The 17,889-nt window shown below is 71.4% G+C and carries 16 protein-coding genes and 1 CRISPR repeat array; all 16 genes read left to right on the forward strand.

The window, feature by feature from the left end:
• The first annotated feature begins 237 nt into the window (after nt 1–237).
• Nucleotides 238–2,283: an ATP-dependent zinc metalloprotease FtsH gene (ftsH, locus tag QSJ59_RS08355; protein WP_285758404.1), complete on the forward strand. Its 2,046-nt coding sequence runs from the start codon at nt 238–240 to the stop codon at nt 2,281–2,283.
• The gene (gene folE, locus QSJ59_RS08360) at nt 2,280–2,894 is read left to right on the forward strand and encodes a GTP cyclohydrolase I FolE (RefSeq protein WP_285758406.1); all 615 of its coding nucleotides are present in this window, start codon (nt 2,280–2,282) and stop codon (nt 2,892–2,894) included. Before ftsH ends, folE begins: the two co-directional genes overlap by 4 nt.
• 328 nt (nt 2,895–3,222) lie before the next feature.
• Nucleotides 3,223–4,131, forward strand: coding sequence for a dihydropteroate synthase (gene folP, locus QSJ59_RS08365; protein ID WP_285758408.1), 909 nt, complete (start codon nt 3,223–3,225; stop codon nt 4,129–4,131).
• Nucleotides 4,128–4,568 carry a nuclear transport factor 2 family protein gene (locus QSJ59_RS08370; RefSeq protein ID WP_285758410.1) on the forward strand — a complete coding sequence of 147 codons (441 nt, stop codon included), beginning with the start codon at nt 4,128–4,130 and terminating at the stop codon, nt 4,566–4,568. The genes folP and QSJ59_RS08370 overlap by 4 nt, the downstream gene beginning before the upstream one ends.
• On the forward strand, nt 4,561–4,953 hold the full coding sequence (gene folB / locus QSJ59_RS08375; RefSeq protein ID WP_285758411.1) for a dihydroneopterin aldolase: 393 nt from the start codon (nt 4,561–4,563) through the stop codon (nt 4,951–4,953). The genes QSJ59_RS08370 and folB overlap by 8 nt, the downstream gene beginning before the upstream one ends.
• Nucleotides 4,950–5,483 carry a 2-amino-4-hydroxy-6-hydroxymethyldihydropteridine diphosphokinase gene (folK, locus tag QSJ59_RS08380; RefSeq protein ID WP_285758412.1) on the forward strand — a complete coding sequence of 178 codons (534 nt, stop codon included), beginning with the start codon at nt 4,950–4,952 and terminating at the stop codon, nt 5,481–5,483. The genes folB and folK overlap by 4 nt, the downstream gene beginning before the upstream one ends.
• On the forward strand, nt 5,484–5,975 hold the full coding sequence (locus QSJ59_RS08385) for a DUF3180 domain-containing protein (protein WP_285758413.1): 492 nt from the start codon (nt 5,484–5,486) through the stop codon (nt 5,973–5,975).
• Between the two features lie 85 nt (nt 5,976–6,060).
• Nucleotides 6,061–6,627, forward strand: a complete 567-nt coding sequence (locus tag QSJ59_RS08390) for a PH domain-containing protein (RefSeq protein WP_432707457.1) — start codon at nt 6,061–6,063, stop codon at nt 6,625–6,627.
• A 4-nt stretch (nt 6,628–6,631) separates the two neighbouring features.
• Nucleotides 6,632–9,376, forward strand: coding sequence for a PH domain-containing protein (locus QSJ59_RS24325; RefSeq protein WP_349497192.1), 2,745 nt, complete (start codon nt 6,632–6,634; stop codon nt 9,374–9,376).
• A 251-nt stretch (nt 9,377–9,627) separates the two neighbouring features.
• Complete coding sequence (locus tag QSJ59_RS08400; RefSeq protein WP_285758414.1) at nt 9,628–9,888, forward strand: chaplin family protein; 261 nt, start codon at nt 9,628–9,630, stop codon at nt 9,886–9,888.
• A gap of 296 nt (nt 9,889–10,184) precedes the next feature.
• Nucleotides 10,185–10,424, forward strand: coding sequence for a chaplin family protein (locus QSJ59_RS08405; protein WP_285758415.1), 240 nt, complete (start codon nt 10,185–10,187; stop codon nt 10,422–10,424).
• Between the two features lie 183 nt (nt 10,425–10,607).
• Entirely contained in the window at nt 10,608–11,498 is an 891-nt protein-coding gene (locus QSJ59_RS08410) for a Rossmann-like and DUF2520 domain-containing protein (protein WP_285758416.1), read from the forward strand.
• Between the two features lie 46 nt (nt 11,499–11,544).
• On the forward strand, nt 11,545–12,441 hold the full coding sequence (gene panC / locus QSJ59_RS08415; protein ID WP_285758417.1) for a pantoate--beta-alanine ligase: 897 nt from the start codon (nt 11,545–11,547) through the stop codon (nt 12,439–12,441).
• 35 nt (nt 12,442–12,476) lie between these two features.
• On the forward strand, nt 12,477–15,110 hold the full coding sequence (locus tag QSJ59_RS08420; RefSeq protein WP_285758418.1) for an L-aspartate oxidase: 2,634 nt from the start codon (nt 12,477–12,479) through the stop codon (nt 15,108–15,110).
• A 44-nt stretch (nt 15,111–15,154) separates the two neighbouring features.
• Nucleotides 15,155–15,934 carry a type III pantothenate kinase gene (locus QSJ59_RS08425; RefSeq protein WP_285758420.1) on the forward strand — a complete coding sequence of 260 codons (780 nt, stop codon included), beginning with the start codon at nt 15,155–15,157 and terminating at the stop codon, nt 15,932–15,934.
• A 149-nt stretch (nt 15,935–16,083) separates the two neighbouring features.
• The gene (locus QSJ59_RS08430) at nt 16,084–17,196 is read left to right on the forward strand and encodes a methyltransferase domain-containing protein (RefSeq protein WP_285758421.1); all 1,113 of its coding nucleotides are present in this window, start codon (nt 16,084–16,086) and stop codon (nt 17,194–17,196) included.
• Nucleotides 17,197–17,507: 311 nt separating this feature from the next.
• Nucleotides 17,508–17,842: direct repeats of the CRISPR family, unit length 29 nt; unit sequence GTGCTCCCCGCGCATGCGGGGATGGTCCC.
• Nucleotides 17,843–17,889 lie beyond the last annotated feature (47 nt).

Below are 17,889 nucleotides of genomic sequence, written 5' to 3' on the forward strand. Positions count from 1 at the left end.
GGTGTGGTGCCCTGCCCAGGGTGTACCGTCGATTATCCCGGCATCATTGTAGGGAGCACATGTCCGATAGGTCCCGCTTCTGGTGGCCGGCATGAGGCCCTCCGGTGGAACGGCGGAAATCTCCGGTGCGTTGACACGTCTTCGCCCGGTCCGCCCGTTTCCCCGTATCGGCGCCTCTGCGGTTCCCTGGGCGTGGGCCGCCGTCAGGAGGGACGGACCCAGCGGGGTTCCGTATAGATGAATCTGAAGCGTTTGTACCGTGGACCGTGGCTGTGGTTTGCCGCCATCCTGCTCATGCTGCTGGTGGTCTCCCAGCTCATGGGCTGGGGCAGTGCGCCCGAGCACGAAAAGACCGACACCTCCCGGATCTTCTCCCTGATCGAGCAGGACCAGGTCAAGGATGCCAAGATCATCGACAAGGATCAGCGAATCGAGCTGACCACCACCGATGGCGACCTCTACAAGGCGTTCTGGGTGACTGGTCAGGGCTATGAGCTGGCCCAGAAACTGCAGGAAAAAGAGACCGGCAACCTTGAGGCCTACGACGTCGAGGTCCCCAGTGACAGCATCTGGGTCTCCCTGCTGTTCAGCTTCCTGCCGCTCATCCTGATCATCGCCATCTTCTTCTTCATCATGAACCAGATGCAGGGTGGCGGCTCCCGGGTCATGAACTTCGGCAAGTCCAAGGCGAAGCTGATCTCCAAGGACACGCCCAAGACGACCTTCGACGACGTCGCGGGCTCCGACGAGGCCATCGAGGAACTCCACGAGATCAAGGAGTTCCTGCAGAACCCCTCCAAGTTCCAGGCCATGGGGGCCAAGATCCCCAAGGGCGTGCTGCTGTACGGTCCGCCCGGAACCGGTAAGACCCTGCTGGCCAGGGCCGTCGCCGGCGAGGCGGGGGTACCGTTCTACTCCATCTCCGGCTCGGACTTCGTCGAGATGTTCGTCGGCGTGGGCGCCTCCCGGGTGCGCGACCTGTTCGAGCAGGCCAAGGCCAACGCCCCGGCGATCATCTTCATCGACGAGATCGACGCGGTGGGCCGCCACCGCGGTGCCGGAATGGGCGGCGGACACGACGAGCGCGAGCAGACCCTCAACCAGATGCTGGTCGAGATGGACGGCTTCGACGTCAAGGGCGGGGTCATCCTGATCGCCGCCACCAACCGTCCCGACATCCTGGACCCCGCGCTGCTGCGCCCGGGCCGCTTCGACCGCCAGATCGTCGTCGACCGTCCCGACATGGCCGGACGCAAGGGCATCCTCCAGGTGCACACCCAGGGCAAGCCGCTGGGCCCCGACGTCGATCTCGACGTCATCGCCCGGCGCACCCCCGGGTTCACCGGCGCCGACCTCGCCAACGTCGTCAACGAGGGCGCACTGCTGTCGGCCCGTGGCGATCGCACCCAGATCGACATGGAAACCCTTGAGGAGGCCATCGACCGCGTCATGGCCGGCCCCGAGCGCAAGACCCGGGCGATGTCGGACCGGGAGAAGAAGGTCATCGCCTACCACGAGGGCGGACACGCCCTGGTGGGCCACGCGCTGCCCAACTCCGACCCGGTGCACAAGATCACGATCCTGCCGCGCGGTCGCGCGTTGGGCTACACCATGTCGCTGCCGGAGGAGGACACCTTCCTCACCTCCCGTTCGCAGATGATGGACCAGCTCGCGATGATGTTGGGCGGGCGCACCGCCGAGGAGCTCGTCTTCCACGAGCCCACCACCGGCGCGGCCAACGACATCGACAAGGCCACCTCGCTCGCCCGCAACATGGTGACCGAGTACGGCATGAGCGAGCGGTTGGGTGCGCGCAAGTTCGGCAACGGCAACACCGAGCCCTTCCTGGGCAGGGAGATGTCGCACAGCCGGGAGTACTCCGAGGAGATCGCCTCCCTCATCGACGAGGAGGTGCGCCGCCTCATCGAGTCGGCTCACGACGAGGCGTGGGAGGTCCTGGTCGAGTACCGCGACGTCCTCGATGCCCTCGTCCTGGAGCTGCTGGACAAGGAGACGCTCTCGCGCGAGAAGGTCCTGGAGATCTTCGCCCCGGTGCAGAAGCGTCCGGCGCGCGGCTCCTACACGGGCTACGGCAAGCGGCTGCCTTCCGACCGGCCTCCGGTGATGACCGCCAAGGAGACCGATCCCGTCCGTCCGGAGGATGTCGAAGGGCTCGCCTCGTCCAACGGCCACTCGTCCAACGGCGGGTCCAGTGCCTGGGAGGGCCGCCCCGGCGCCACCGACCGTACCGATGATGCCGACGGCACCGGGGACGGTTCGTGACCGGGGCCGACGGCACCGCGGGGGCGGACTCCGCCCCCGCGGGGATCGACAAGCCCCGCATCGAGAAAGCCGTCCGGGAGATTTTGCTCGCGATCGGGGAGAACCCCGACCGTGACGGGCTCGTCGAGACCCCGGCCAGGGTCGCGCGTGCCTACGCCGAGCAGTTCGCCGGGCTCAAGCAGCGGCCCGAGGACGTGCTCAAGACGGTGTTCGAGGCCGGTCATGAGGAGATGGTCCTGGTCAAGGACATCGAGCTCTACTCGACCTGCGAACACCACCTCGTTCCCTTCTACGGGGTCGCGCACGTGGGCTACATCCCCAACACGGCCGGACAGATCACCGGGCTGTCCAAGTTCGCCCGACTGGTGGACGTCTACGCCCGGCGGCCGCAGGTGCAGGAACGCCTCACCTCGCAGGTCGCCGACGCGATCATGGAGAACCTGCGCCCGCGCGGTGTCATCGTGGTCATCGAGGCCGAACACCTGTGCATGACCATGCGCGGGGTGCGCAAGCCCGGAGCCAAGACGGTGACCTCCGCGGTGCGCGGCGGTTTCCGCGACAGCGACCGGACCCGGGCCGAGGCGATGAGCCTCATCCTGGGGCGGAGCTGACGCGCACGACACGCCGGTGAAGGGCGGGCCGTCCCGGTTTCGGGGCGGCCCGCCTTTTCTGTTCGCGCGGGCCTGCTCAAACGTGCGCCTCCCCTGACGGGCGTCCCGCGCAGTGGTCGGCGAGTGGCGCCGGGCCGACACGTTCCCGCGGACTCCCAGGGGTCGTTTTCCGACACGCCCCGGCCGGCGCTGACGTCCGTCCACGGCTTCCGCGGAGCCGTGTTCGACGTGTCGAACGGGTCAGGGTTGACGAAAACCGTCGAAAGAACGCGCCCGACAGCCGAATCGGACTCGCGGTTCCAAGCGAACGGATCGGTAGGGTGGCGGTATGGCGACGAAGATGAGACCGCCCGGCCTGCCCGCGCCGGACCGCTGCCTGGTGATGGGGGTCGTCAACGTCACCCCGGACTCGTTCTCCGACGGCGGCGCCTGGTTCGATCCTGCCCGCGCTGTCGAGCACGGCCTGCGGATGGCCGACGAGGGAGCCGACATCGTCGATGTCGGGGGTGAGTCCACCCGGCCCGGTGCGCAACGGGTTTCGGGGGACGAGGAACTGCGGCGCACCATTCCGGTGGTTGCCGAATTGGCCCGCCAGGGTGTCCCTGTGAGCATCGACACGATGCGCGCCGAGGTTGCCGCCGCGGCCGTCGACGCGGGTGCCGTGCTGGTCAACGACGTCAGTGGCGGTCTCGCCGATCCGGCCATGGCGAGATTGGTGGCCAGGACCGGTGTCGCATACGTGTTGATGCACTGGCGTGGGCATAGTCATGACATGCAAAAGCGCGCGGTGTACGCGGATGTCGTCCAAGAAGTCCACGATGAGCTGAGTCAACGCATGGCTGTGATGTTCGATGAGGGCGTCGATCCCGAACAGATCGTCCTCGATCCGGGACTCGGATTCGCCAAGACCGCCGAGCAGGGACACAACTGGGAACTGCTGGCCCACCTCGACCGGTTCACGGCGCTGGGTCGCCCCCTGTTGGTGGCCGGGTCCCGTAAGCGTTTCCTCGGCCGCCTGCTCAGCGATGCGCAGGGGCGACCGCGCGACTTCGCCGGCTCCGACCATGCGACCGTGGCGCTGAGCGCGTTGGCGGCGGCCAACGGCGCTTGGTGCGTGCGCGTCCACGACGTGGGCCCCACTGCGGACGCGGTCCGGGTCGCCCAGGCGTGGCGGAGCGGGGGCGAATCCCTGACCGAGGGCCGAGCCGACGCGCCCGCCCCAAGGGGGAGCCGGTGAGATCCCGCCAGGAGATCATGGAGCGCGTGGCCGAGGCCAACGCGGAGTTCTACCAGGCCATCGAGACCGGGGACATCGACCTGATGGGTCGCGTGTGGGCCGAGGAGGAGCAGACCCCCGACCTGGTCTGCGTCAACCCGGGCTGGCCGATGCTGCGCGGGCGGGCCGAGATCATGCGGGCGTGGTCGCTGGTGATGGCGAACGTGCCCTACATCCAGTACGTGCTCACCGACACCCACATCGGGGTGAGCGGCGAGATCGCGATGGTGACCTGCGAGGAGAACGTCCTCACCGCCGAGGACGACAACCCGGGGTTCGTGGCCGGCGGGCAGGTGGTCACCACCAACCTGTTCATCCAGACCGAGCAGGGGTGGCGGTTGTGGTCGCACCACGCGTCGCCGGTGATGCTGGAGGAGGACGACCCCGACGATGAGTGACGCGCTGGACGCCCCGCAGCCGGCCCTGGACCGCATCACGGTGCGCGGCCTGCGCGCCAAGGGCCACCACGGGGTGTTCGACTTCGAGCGGCGCGAGGGCCAGGAGTTCGTGGTGGACGTGCGGCTCGGCGTGGACACCCGCCTCGCCGCCCGAAGCGACGACGTGGCCGACACCGTGCACTACGGAGTGCTCAGCGACGCGCTGGTCGCGGTGATCGAGGGCCCGCCGGTGAACCTGATCGAGCGGCTCGCCCAGCTGCTCGCCGACGTCTGCCTGGCCGAACCCGAGGTTCTGGAGGCGGAGGTCACCGTCCACAAGCCGCAGGCCCCGATCCCGCACCCGTTTGATGATGTGACCGTGACGATTGTGCGGAGGCGTACGTGAGGACCGACTGGACCCAGGCGCGCCGGGTCGTGCTGTCCCTGGGCAGCAACCTGGGCGCCCGGATGGAGACCCTTCAGGGCGCGATCGACTCCCTCTTCGAGGCGCGCGGACTGCGCCTGGTGGAGTTGTCCCCCGTCTACGAGACCGCCCCGGTGGGCGGCCCCGAACAGGACCCCTACCTCAACGCGGTGGTCGTGGCCGACACCCTGCTCACCCTCGACACGCTGCTGGAGCGCACGCAGGGCGTGGAGGAGGCGTTCCACCGGTTGCGCGAGGTGCGTTGGGGCCCCCGCACCCTCGATGTGGACATCATCGCCTACGGGGACGAGACCCGGACCGATCCGGAGCTGACCGTCCCGCACCCGCGCGCCCACGAGCGTGTCTTCGTCCTCCAGCCCTGGTCCGACGTCCAGCCCGACGCCGAGATCGCCGGACGCGGTCCGGTGCGCGCGTTGCTGTCGGACCTTGACGGCCAGGACGGCCAGGACGTGCGGCGTCGCGACGATCTCGTACTGCGGGTGCCCGAGTAGATGCCCAAGGACGAGCAGGAGAACAACCACAGGATGCGCCCCACCGGGTGGCGGGTGCCGCTGGGCATCGTGCTGGGCGCGGGAATCCTGACGTTCGTCGTGGTCCCGCGGTTCTACAGCGATCTCGTGCTGTTGCCCTGGACGGCCATCCCCACGCTGCTGCTCCTGGCGCTGGGCGAGGGGATCGCCGCCGTCCAGACCCGCCGCCGCATCCGCCGGGCGCCCGGTACCGAGCCGATCGAACCGTTGAGCGTGGCCCGGCTGGTGGCGTTCGCCAAGGCCAGTGCCCTGTTCGGGGCGTTGGCGGCGGGTGTCTTCGGCGGGTTCGCGCTCGCGCTGCTGGACATCTTGCACAGCACGCACGCGCGTGCCGACGCGCTCGTCGCCGGGGGAACCGCACTGTCGGGGCTGATCCTGCTCGGCTCGGCGTTGTTCCTGGAATACGCCTGCCGGGTGCCCAAGAGCGACGATGAGCCGGGGGCGCGCGCTTGACCGCCGGTTTCTCGGTGTGCTTGGGCAACCGGGGCGGTTTCGTGTTGCTTGGGCCGTCCTATCCGCTCCGGGATGATTGACTGCAATCGTGGATTTCGCCGAGGCCTCAGAGCCGCCCCGCATGGTCGACCGGACCCCCGCGACGAGCGGCATGCCACCGGTGGAGGCGGCGTTCGCCCCACCGGAGGGTCAGACATGGAGCAGGGTGGATTCCGCGTTCACCTGGTACCGCAAGCTCCTCGCGGCCCTGGTGGCGGTTCCGGTCGCGGTGCTCGGCGGGACCGCCCTGGGGATCTGGCAGGGCTGGCCCTGGGGGGCGGTGTGTGCGCTGGCCGCGCTGGCCGCGGGGGCGACCGCCTGGTTCGGTGCCGCCAGGATCAGGGATTCCTGGGGGTACGCCGAGGGGCGCAGCGACTTCCTGATCGTCTCCGGGATCGTCGTTCGCCAGCTGGTCGTGGTCCCCTACGGCCGGATGCAGGTCGTGGACGTCACCTCCAACCTGCTGGAGCAGACACTGGGGATCGCCACGGTCCGGGTCCGCACCGCGGCGACGACCGCTGACGCCCGCATCCCCGGGTTGAGCCTGGAAGACGCCACTGCCCTGCGCGACCGACTCGCGGCGCGCAGCGAGACCTTCTCCACGGGACTGTAGCCGCGTGACCGATCCCAGAAACGACCGTTCCTCGGCCGACCCCGCCACCTGGTTCGGCAGCCGGCACGTGGTGCGGGCCGACCTGCCCGAACCCGAGCCGCTGCCGGCCGCCGAGCCGTTGCCCGCCCCGCAACCGCTGCCCGCCTCGGAACCGCCGGTCGTCGGTGGCCGGTCCGGGCCCGATGCCGCAGCCCGGCCGCCCGCGAAGGGACAGGGGCCGCGATCCGCCGGGCCCGCCGACCCCGACGACTGGTTGTTCGAGGAGCCCGGACCACGCGACTCCGGCGCCCCGCTGCGCGAGGTCACCGCACCCACCGACACCAACCTCGTGGGGTTCGAGGCCCCGGCGCCCATCGCCGGCTGGTCGTTCTCCGACCTGCGCGACGCGGCCCGGTCGGGCGGCGAGGCCGAGCCGCAGGCCGCGGACCACCGTTTCCCCGGGGAACCGGCAGACGCCCCGGATACCCCGGATACCCCGGATACCCCGGACACCCCGGATGCTTCGGGTGCCGACGGCCGGTCCGGCGACGGCGAGGACGCGGGGAAGGAGGAGCGGCCTTGCGCCCCGGGGCACACCCCGTTCTGGGGTTCCCACCCGGCCGAGCCCAAACCCCGTCCGGTCGAACGCCCGGACCGGTCGGCCCCGGCCGTTCCACCGGCTCCGGCCGCTCCGGCGGCTCCGCCCGTCCTGGCACCCCCGGACGCCCCGGGAACCCCGGAGGTTCCGCCCGGCGGGAACGAGGACGCCGGGAAGGCCACCGGTGAACCCGCGCCGAAGAACTCCGTGCAGGAGCCCGCGCAGGCCGATCCCGTTGCGCCTCCGGCCGAGCACGGGCACGGGCACACCCCGTTCTGGGGTTCGCCGACCACGAACGACGCCCCTGGTGCGCCCACGGGTGAGCCGGACGCCCGCCCGGAAGCCGACCACCCCGCCGAGCCCGGCCGCTCCGCTCCCGCGGCAGCCGGTTCGCCCGCGGACGAACCGCGGCCGTGGTGGCGGGCGCCCGACGGTGAGCCGCCCGCGGGTACGGGGCACGGGCACACCCCGTTCTGGGGCGGGGGGCGTTTCGCTCCCCATCCGCGGCCCGGGCCCACCGGTGCCCCGCCCGGACAGCGGGGCCCCAGGTTCGCCCCCGGCCCGCAACCGCCCGCCTCGACCCGCGGACAGCCCTACGTGCCGCCGGTCAATCTGCCGCCGGCGCCGCCGCAGCAGCCGACGCCCGGCCAGGGCACGGCGCCTCCCCATCCGCACGCCTATCCGCCGGGGCCTCCCGGGCACCCTGGACCGCCCCCGGGGTACCGCGGTGTGCCGGGCGGCCCTCCGCAGCCGGTCCCGCCGACCGGTTCGCACGTGCGATTCGTCCCGCCCACCTATGCCGCGCGCCCCGGACCGTGGCCGCCGCCCGGGTACGGGCCGCCCGTGCGGCCCGCGCCGCCGCCCCGCCCGACGGTGGACCTCACGCGCGGCTCGCACCGGTTGCACCTGGCCACGGTCGCGCTGCACGCCGCCGTGGTGGCGCTGGTGTTCCTGGCGCTCCCCGCCCCGTTCCTGCTGGGGGTGGGGTCGGCGTGGACCCCGTTGCTGCTGACCGTGGCAGTGGGGCTGGCTGCCGGTGCCTACTCGCTGGTGGCCTGGTGGAACACCGTGTTCGGTCTCAAGGAGGACCACCTGGTTCTGCACAGCGGGCTGTTCCGACGGGTGACTCGGGAGATCCCCCTGAGCCGGCTCCAGGCGGTGGACGTGGTGCGCCCGCTGTTCATCCAGGTCCTGGGGCTGGCGGAGCTGCGGGTGGAGCTGGCCGGTGGCGACAGCAGCGAGATCCGGCTGCGCTACCTGGGCCGTGAGCCCGCCGAACGGCTGCGGGCGAGCATGCTCGCCCACGCGGCGGGGCTGTCCGGGGGGACGCCGGAGGCTCCGGAGACCCCGTTCTACAAGCTTCCGTTCTCGCTGCTGATCGGGGCGTTGGCCTTTCGCATCCCGGTCCTGTTGTCCTTCACGGCGTTCCTGGTACTGATCGTCGCGGGCATGGCGTTCGGGGAGGTGGGCGTGCTCGGTGGTGCGGTCCCGCTGCTGTTGGGGCTGATGCGCGGCATGCTCGGGCCCTTGTTCCGCTACGTCGACTTCTACGCCTCGCTCTCCCCGGACGGTCTGCGGCTGCGCTACGGCGTCTTCCAGGCGCGGATGCAGACGGTTCCGCCGGGCAGGGTGCAGGCGCTGCGTATCGTCGAGCCGCTGCTGTGGCGCTTCCTGGGAGTGGTGCGGGTCGAGGCGAACGTGGCCGGCTACGCGGGTGAGCGGCAGATGGACTCCTCGACCCTGCTGCCGGTGGTGCCCAAGGAATTGGCCTACGCACTGGTCAAGGAGGTGTTCCCCGGTGCCGGGGTGTCCTCGGTGCCGGTGCACCCGGCGGCCCGGGGGCGTTTCACCAAGGAGGTGCTGGGCGTCGGCGACCGGGTCTTCGTGTCCGGACGCGGCCGGTTCTGCCGGGTCGTGGAGATCGTCCCGCATTCACGCATGCACACCCTGCGTCTCACCATGGGTCCGCTGGGGCGTCGTCTGGGTGTCGCCACCGTCGAGGTGGACACGCCCCCCGGCCCGGTCCGGGCCCGCGCACCGCACCGTGATCTCGCGGAGGCCCGCCGGGTGATCGACGGGATCGCGGACCGTGCCGACCGCGCCCGTGCGGACGTCGGCGGCCCCGAGCGCTGGGCGACCCGGAGCGATATCCGGACCGATCCCGACATGTGACCCCCGTCACTCGCGCCGATCATGATCGGCGCGAGTGACGGGTCTTTGCCGGGTAAATCATGACATTCGTGACTACTAAGGGTCATCGAACGGCTCCGTATGGTTATTTACTTTTCGCAAACCCCGGCGGGGATGCTCGGGCATATGGCTAGATAGGGACTGAACACGCCACGTGTTCGCAGTAATACTCATTGTCGATCAATGTCCGGTGTGGAGATGGTTCCGCCGGACGTGTATTGAGGAGACTCGCTGTGCTGAAGAAGGCCCTCGCCACCGTTGCCGTCACCGCCGCCGCCACCGGTGTGCTCATGACCGGTGCCGCCGCCGCATACGCCGGTGGGCCCGAGACCTCCGGCAACGGCTCCGTGCTCGGTGGCAACCAGGTCATCGCTGACGTCAACGTGCCCGTGAACGTCTGCGGCAACTCCATCGCCATCCTCGGCATCGCCGGCTCCAGCTGCCACAACTCCGGTGCCGGCGTCATCAAGACCCCCTGGCACTACGGCTGGTAGACCCTTTCGCGCCTGGCTTCCGCCGCGACGGCCGCCCACGCATCCGGGTGGTCGGCGCGGCGGGGGTCAAGCGGGTCGTCGAACTTCTTGGCGCCGCCCTTACCCGGGGCGGCGTTTTTCTGTTATGACCTCTTTGTCGAGGAAATCGCAGGTCAGAGTCTCAAAAAAACTGAGCGTGATGGAGTGATTACCCGCTACCGTGGGTATGCGCCACTCAGCGTGTCCACATGGATGCGATAAGTGACAGTCTCTTGGGTGGATTCATTGCCGCCCGATACCCCGAGAAGGGAATTCTCTTGCTCAAGAAGCTCCTTGCCGTTGGTGCCGTCACCGCCGCGTCCGCCGGCGTACTCCTCATGGCCTCGCCCGCGCACGCCGTCGACGACGTCTTCACCTCCGGGAACGGCTCGATCCTCGGCGGCAACCAGATCATCGCCGACCTCGACATCCCCGTGAACATCTGCGGCAACGCGATCTCGGTGCTCGGTGTCTCCGGCGCCCAGTGCAGCCACTCCGGCGCCTTCGTCATCGACTAGATCCGGTGACCCCGCCGTGGCCGGCGCGGACCGCTCCGGCGGCCCCGCGCCGGCCACGGTCGTCCGCGGGCCCGGTACCTTCGCACCGGCACCGGACCCGCCCGGTGCCGCCGCACGGGCGCGTACGGCCGGCGAGTAGCCTGAAGCCGATCACGTCCGGTACCCGAGTGGACTGGAACCCGCATGAACACGGCGAATCCCGCCCAGCAACGCCCCGCCCGCCTCAAGGTCGGGATCATCGGCCCCGGCAGGGTCGGCTCGGTCCTGGGAGTGGCCCTCGAACAGGTCGGCCACTCCGTCGTCGCGGTCTCCGCGGTGTCCGAGGCATCCCGGGCACGCGCCGCGCAACGCCTTCCCGGCGCGCACCTGTGTGAACCCGCCGAGGTCGTCGAAGCCGCCGACCTCATCCTGCTCACCGTCCCCGACGACGCCCTCGCCCCCCTCGCCAACGGCCTTGCCGAGACCGGCGCCCCGGTCGCGGGCCGGCTCGTGGCGCACGTCAGCGGCGCACACGGCTACAGCGTGCTCGCGCCCGTCACGGCCGAGGGCGCCCTGCCCCTGGCCCTGCACCCCGTCATGACCTTCACCGGCCGTGACGAGGACCTCAACCGGCTCGCCAACTGCTCCTTCGGCATCACCTCGCCCGAGCCGCTGCGCCCCATCGCCGAAGCACTGGTCGTGGAGATGGGCGCCGAACCCGTGTGGATCGAGGAGGAGCGCCGTGGGCTCTACCACGCGGCTCTCGCCGGAGGCGCCAACCACCTGGTCACGCTCGTCGCCGAGAGCGCGGCCCTGCTGGGCGTCGCCGGGGTCGAGCACCCGGGCCGGATGCTCGGCCCGATCCTGGGAGCCGCGCTGGACAACGCGCTGCGCCTGGGCATCGACGGCCTCAGTGGCCCCGTGCTGCGCGGGGACGCTCAGACGGTGGCCGACCACATCGCCCAACTGCGCGAGCACTCCCCGGAAAGCGTCGCGGGATACGTGGCGCTGGCCCGCCTCACCGCCGACCGCGCCCTTGCCGCCGGCCTGCTCAAACCCCAGGACGCCGAACGGCTGCTCGACGTCCTGGCGTGACTCCCGCCCGCTCCTCCCTCGTCCCCCTCGATCCCGGAGGCCAGGAATGACCCAGTCCGCCTTCTCCTCCCGGCCGGCCCCCACGGTCGTGCGCACCGCCGAGGAACTGGCCGCACTGCGCCCCGAACTGGGACGCACCGCCCTCGTCCCCACCATGGGCGCACTGCACGACGGCCACCGCGCCCTCATCGCGGCGGCCCGGGAACAGGCCGACACCGTGGTCGTCAGCATCTTCGTCAACCCGCTCCAGTTCGGGCCCAACGACGACCTCGACCGCTACCCCCGCACCTTCGACGCCGACCTCGCGGCCTGCGCGCAGGCCGGCGCCACCGTGGTGTTCGCTCCCCCGGTCGACGTGATGTACCCCGACGCCGCGACCGCCGCCACCGGCCTGGGCCAGCTCGTCACGGTCGGCCCCGGCCCCATGGGCGAGGTCCTGGAGGGGGAGTTTCGGCCCGGCTTCTTCCAGGGGGTCCTCACGGTCGTCGCCAAGCTGTTCAACCTGGTCCGCCCGGACGTCGCGGTGTTCGGCCAGAAGGACGCCCAGCAGCTGGCGGTGGTGCGTCGGATGGTGCGCGACCTCTGCCTGCCCGTCGACATCGCCGCGGTCCCCACCCGGCGCGACGACGACGGCCTGGCCACCTCCAGCCGCAACGTGTACCTCAGCGTCAAGGAACGCCACAGCGCTCTGGCCCTGTCGCGGGCACTGTTCGCGGGGGAGCGGGCAGCCGGGGGCGGGGCCTCCGCGGTCCTCGCCGCCGCGCGGGCTGTGCTCAACGACGCCGCGCACGCCGCGCCCCCGGTCAGCCCCGACTACCTCGCCCTGGTGGACCCCGCCACGTTCGTCGAGGTGGAGCAGGGGCACAGCGGCGACGCCGTCCTAGTGGTAGCCGCGTGGGTGGGCGAGACGAGGCTGATTGATAACGTGCCGCTGACGTTGTGATCAGCCGCTCCCAACTTGATAAGAGGTGCTTCGTCGTGCGCACGGGCCCTTCCCCCCTTCCGCTCCGGCTCACCGCCCCGGAGCCCGGTTGGACCATCGAGACCGACGTGGTCGTCGTCGGATCAGGCATCGCCGGCCTCAGCACCGCGCTGGGCTACGTCGAACAGGACCCGGGGGGCAGGGTCGTCCTCGTCACCAAGGACCTGCTCACCAGCGGGTCCACCCGCTGGGCGCAGGGCGGCATCGCCGCCGCCCTCGACCCGGCGGACGACCCGCTCGCGCACATGGTGGACACCGTTGAGGCGGGCGCCGGGATGTGCGACACCGACGCCGTGCGAATCCTCACAGAGGAGGGCCCCGCCGCACTGCGCTGGCTGATCGCCAAGGGCACCGCCTTCGACCGCACCGAGGACGGTGCGCTGTCGCTGACCCGTGAGGGCGGGCACCGCGCCGACCGGATCGCCCACGCCGGCGGGGACGCCACCGGCGCGGAGATCGAACGCGCGCTCGTGGAGGCGGTGCGCGCCGAGAGCCGCATCGAACTCGTCGAGCACGCTTTCGTGCCCGACCTGCTCCTTGCCGAGGCCGGCGCGGGGGAACCCCGGGTCCGCGGCCTCACCGTGCACGTCATGGGGGAGGGCGAGCGCGACGGCGTGGGGTCGGTCCTGGCCAGAGCCGTGGTCCTGGCCACCGGCGGCCTCGGCCAGGTCTTCGCCGCCACCACCAACCCCGAGGTGTCCACGGGCGACGGCATCGCGCTGGGCCTGCGGGCCGGGGCCGAGGCCCGCGACCTGGAGTTCGTCCAGTTCCACCCGACGGTGCTGTGGCTGGGCCCCGACTCCAAGGGCCGCCAGCCCCTGGTGTCGGAGGCGGTGCGCGGAGAGGGCGCGTTCCTCGTGGACGCCGAGGGCCGCCGGTTCATGACGGGCGTCCACGAACTCGCCGACCTCGCACCGCGCGACGTCGTCGCCACGGCCATCGCCCGCGTCATGGCGGAGACCGGCACCGACCACGTCCACCTGGACGCCCGCCACTTCGGCGCGGACGTGTGGGAACGCCGGTTCCCCACCATCCTCGCCTCCTGCCGCGCCCACGGCATCGACCCCGTCACCGACCTCGTTCCGGTGTCGCCGGCCGCGCACTACGCCTCGGGCGGACTGGCCGTGGACCTGGACGGGCGCACCAGCGTCCCGGGGCTGTACGCGGTCGGGGAGGTCGCGCGCACCGGCGTGCACGGCGCCAACCGGCTGGCCTCCAACTCGCTGCTGGAGGGGATCGTCTTCGCCGGGCGCATCGCGGCCCGGCTGGCGGGCGAAGAACCGGTGGCCGTCGTCCCCACCGCCCCGGCGGCCGGTGCGGCCGGGACCCTCGTGGACCCCGCGGTACTCCCCGACCTCCAGGCGTGCATGTCGCGCCACGTGGGCGTGCGCCGCGACGCCGAAGGACTGGAGGCCGCCCGCGCCGAACTCGGGCGGTTGGCGGACACGGCGCGCGGCCCGGTCGAACCGGGGGTCGCCGCCTGGCAGGCCGCCAACATGCTCACCGTCGCCACGGTCCTCGTGCAGGCCGCGATCGAGCGCACGGAGACCCGCGGCGCGCACTGGCGCGCCGACTATCCCGTGACCTCCCCGCTCGCCCAGGGGGTGTGCTCCGGCCTCGGCGTCGACGGGCTCGCCCGGTCCTGGACCGTGCCCACCACCGGGGCGGACTCCGGGGTGCGGGCGGCGCAGCGCACCGCCGGGTACGAGGTGGCGACCGCGTTCGCCGACCGGCTCCCCGCGGGGCCGCGCCAGGCGCCGCCCCCCGAACTGGGGCCTCTCGTCGCCGGCGCCCTGCACGAGGACCTGCTGCTCGGGCCGGGCGGGGAACTCCTCGCCGAGGGGTACGGGGTGGACGTCACCAGCGCCGCCACGATTCCCGCCGCCCAGATCCGCACCGCCGACGTGGTCGCGCGGGCCGACGGGGTGGTCGCGGGCCTGCCGCTGGCCGAGGCGGTGTTTCGCCAGGTGTGCCAGGGCGTGCTGGAGGTGCGCCGCCACGCGGCCGACGGCGACGTGGTCAAGCGCGGCGACGTCCTCCTGACGGTGCGGGCCCGAACCCGCGATCTACTCACCGCTGAGCGCACGGCCCTCAACTTTCTCACCCATCTCTCCGGTATCGCCTCGGCCACCCGCGCCTGGGTGGAGGCGGTCGCCGGTACGGGGGCGGCCGTCCGGGACAGCCGCAAGACCCACGCGGGCCTGCGAACGTTGGAAAAGTACGCGGTGCGCTGCGGCGGAGGAGTAAACCACCGCTTCGGGTTGACCGACGCGGCACTCATCAAGGACAACCACGTGCTCGCCGCGGGGGGCGTCGCCCAGGCCGTGCGCGCGGTCCGGGAGCGTTTTCCCGACGTGCCGCTGGAAGTCGAAGTCGATCGGATCGATCAGATCGAACCGGCCCTCGCAGAGGGCGCCGAAGAGATCCTGTTGGACAACTTCACCGTCGCCGAGCTGCGGGAAGCCGTGGAACTGGTCGCCGGCCGCGCCCGGTTGGAGTCCAGCGGCGGGTTGACCCTCGACGTCGCGGCCGACGTAGCGGCCACGGGGGTGGACTATCTTGCCGTTGGTGCGCTGACCCACTCCAGCCCTGCGCTGGACATCGCGCTCGACCTGAGGCAAACGCCCTGACCCGCGCGGAGACCCGGCCGCGAACGACCCATGGATAGGCCCACATGCTGCTCGCGATCGACGTCGGAAACTCAGACACCGTCCTCGGACTGTTCGAGGGCGACAGCCTGGTGGAGCACTGGCGGGTCTCGTCGGAGTCCCGGCGCACGGCCGACGAGTGGGCGGTGGTCATCCACGGCCTGATCAACTCCAGTTCGCTGATGGCGCCGGGCGGCGTGGACGGCGTCGCGATGTGCTGCACCGTGCCCACGGTGCAGCACGAGATGCGTCAGATGTTTCGCCGCCACTACGGGGACGTCCCCGCCGTCATCGTGGAGCCCGGCGTGAAGACGGGGGTGCCCATCCGCATGGACAACCCCAAGGAGGTGGGCAGCGACCGCATCGTCAACGCCCTGGCGGCCGTGCAGCTCTACGGCGGCCCGGCCGTGGTCGTGGACTTCGGCACCGCCACCACTTTCGACGCGGTCAGCGCCAAGGGCGAGTACGTGGGCGGCGCCATCGCCCCGGGCATCGACATCTCGGTGGAGGCGCTGTCGCGGCGCGGCGCCCAGCTGCACATGGTGGAGATCGTCAAGCCGAGATCGGTGATCGCGAAGAACACCACGGAGGCCCTGCGCTCGGGCATCGTCTTCGGGTTCGCCGGGCAGGTCGACGGCATCGTGGACCGGATGGCCCAGGAGCTCGCCGACAACGCCGACGACGTCACGGTGGTCGCCACGGGCGGCCTGGCGCCGCTGGTCGTGGACGAGTGCGAGACCGTGGACGTCCACCAGCCCTGGCTGACCCTGGTGGGGTTGCGCATGGTCTTCGAGCGCAACGCCTGACCCTTCCCCGTGCCGGTGACGGGGGTGTCCATCCCCACAGCACGAGAAGAGCGGGGCGCACCCCCACCGGCGCGGCCCGCTCCGGCTGCCCGGTGGCCGCACCCGGACATGCCCGGCGCGCGCCGGGCTCCCCGGGTTACGGTCGGCGCATGTCCACCCGTCCTGACCTGCTCTCCGTCGTCGCCGCACCCCCCGAGTGGGCCGACGCGATCAGGGCCGCGCCCCGGAAGCACTTCATCCCCGCCACGGCTCTGGCCACGCCCGTCAACGGTGACCCCGGCCACTGGATCGACCGCGCGGCCGGCCCTGACGCCTGGCAGCGGGCGGTCGACAGCGACACCACGATCCTGACCCAGGTCGACGACGGGGACACCGACCTCACGCCCGAGTCCGCCCCCACCGGCATGCCCACGAGTTCGAGCACGGCGCCCAGCGTCGTCGTCGACTTCCTGCGGCTCCTGGACGCTCGGCCCGGCCACCGCGTCCTGGAGGTCGGCACCGGAACGGGGTGGACTGCGGCACTGCTCAGCGCCCGGCTCGGCGCGTCGCACGTCACGTCGGTCGAGGTCGACGAACGGGTGGCCGCGCAGGCCGCCGCGAACCTGCGGCACGCCGGTTTCGCGCCCGGCCTCGTGGTGGGGGACGGCGCGCACGGCCTGCCCGAAGGGCCGCTGTTCGACCGTGTGCACGTCACCTGCGGTATCCGCGAGATCCCGTATGCCTGGGTGTGCCAGACCCGGCCCGGCGGGGTGATCGTCCTGCCGTGGGCCCCGGTCCGCGTCGGCGGGTTCATGGTGCGGCTCGACGTCGGTGACGGCTGCGCGCAGGGGCGCCTGCTCGGTGACACGGCGTTCATGATGCTGCGCGAGCAGCGGTTTCCCTACCCGCCGCCCAGGGGCGAACGGCGCTTCTCGACCGCCCGCGTCTCACCGTGTGAGGTCCGCGACGCGGGCCGAGGGGTGGAGGTGGCGCTGGCGGCCCTGGTCCCTGGTGTGTTGCTCAACGAGTTCGACGCGACCACCGGCGGGCTGCGTGACGCCGAGGGCAACTACGCGGCCGTCGCCGAGGACGGCGACGGGGAGTACGCGGTGACGCAGATCGGCGTCCGCGACCTCTGGACCGAATTGGAGAACGCCTTCGACACGTGGGTGGGCTGGGGGCGGCCGGAGGCGCGGCGATTCGGCGTCGCCGTCGACGAGCAGGGGCAGCACGTCTGGCTCGACACCCCCGACAACCGGGTTACGGGAGGCTTCGGTGGGTGATCACCGCAAAGAGGTCAACTGCACCGGGTGCAATGGTCGCAAAACGATTGAGCAGTCCCGGGACGGCACCGTGGTGAAGGTGCCCTGCCCGCTGTGCAACGGCACCGGGAAGCAGCCGTGACCCTAGGGGAGGTGCCCCGCTCCGGTGCCGCGTGCGTCCTCGGCCCGGAACGCGGTCGCCGCTCCCGTGGAGAGGGGGCCGCGTGGAAACCGCCCCGGAGCGGGAAAGGTGGGTTTTGCGTCGAGTGTTCTTTTCTCGACAAGTGAATGAAAAAGGGGTTACCCGCTGGTAGAGTCCCTGGTCAGTAAGGGTGCTCCCCGCGCATGCGGGGATGGTCCCGAGGTGATCAGCCCTAGGGTCGCGATCATCTCGTGCTCCCCGCGCATGCGGGGATGGTCCCATCTACGCGGAGGTGTCGAGCAAGGAGAGCCGGTGCTCCCCGCGCATGCGGGGATGGTCCCACCTCCAGCGGCCGGAAGGGCCTGTACTGGAAGTGCTCCCCGCGCATGCGGGGATGGTCCCTCGTCGTAGCGCACGACCAGGGCGAGCCTGAGGTGCTCCCCGCGCATGCGGGGATGGTCCCAGCGTCCAGGAACGCGGCCCATTCCTTGCCGCCGTGCTCCCCGCGCATGCGGGGATGGTCCCCGCCACACGGACTGGTCATCACCGGAGGCGGGGTGCTCCCCACTCAG

The organism is Nocardiopsis ansamitocini (assembly GCF_030268225.1).
GTDB classification, from domain to species: domain Bacteria; phylum Actinomycetota; class Actinomycetes; order Streptosporangiales; family Streptosporangiaceae; genus Nocardiopsis_D; species Nocardiopsis_D ansamitocini.

Coding starts and splice junctions, on each gene's coding strand:
- ftsH (WP_285758404.1), top strand. CDS start 238: ATGAATCTGAAGCGTTTGTACCGTGGACCGTGGCTGTGGTTTGCCGCC.
- folP (WP_285758408.1), top strand. CDS start 3,223: ATGGCGACGAAGATGAGACCGCCCGGCCTGCCCGCGCCGGACCGCTGC.
- folB (WP_285758411.1), top strand. CDS start 4,561: ATGAGTGACGCGCTGGACGCCCCGCAGCCGGCCCTGGACCGCATCACG.
- QSJ59_RS08385 (WP_285758413.1), top strand. CDS start 5,484: ATGCCCAAGGACGAGCAGGAGAACAACCACAGGATGCGCCCCACCGGG.
- QSJ59_RS08410 (WP_285758416.1), top strand. CDS start 10,608: ATGAACACGGCGAATCCCGCCCAGCAACGCCCCGCCCGCCTCAAGGTC.
- panC (WP_285758417.1), top strand. CDS start 11,545: ATGACCCAGTCCGCCTTCTCCTCCCGGCCGGCCCCCACGGTCGTGCGC.
- QSJ59_RS08425 (WP_285758420.1), top strand. CDS start 15,155: ATGCTGCTCGCGATCGACGTCGGAAACTCAGACACCGTCCTCGGACTG.
- QSJ59_RS08430 (WP_285758421.1), top strand. CDS start 16,084: ATGTCCACCCGTCCTGACCTGCTCTCCGTCGTCGCCGCACCCCCCGAG.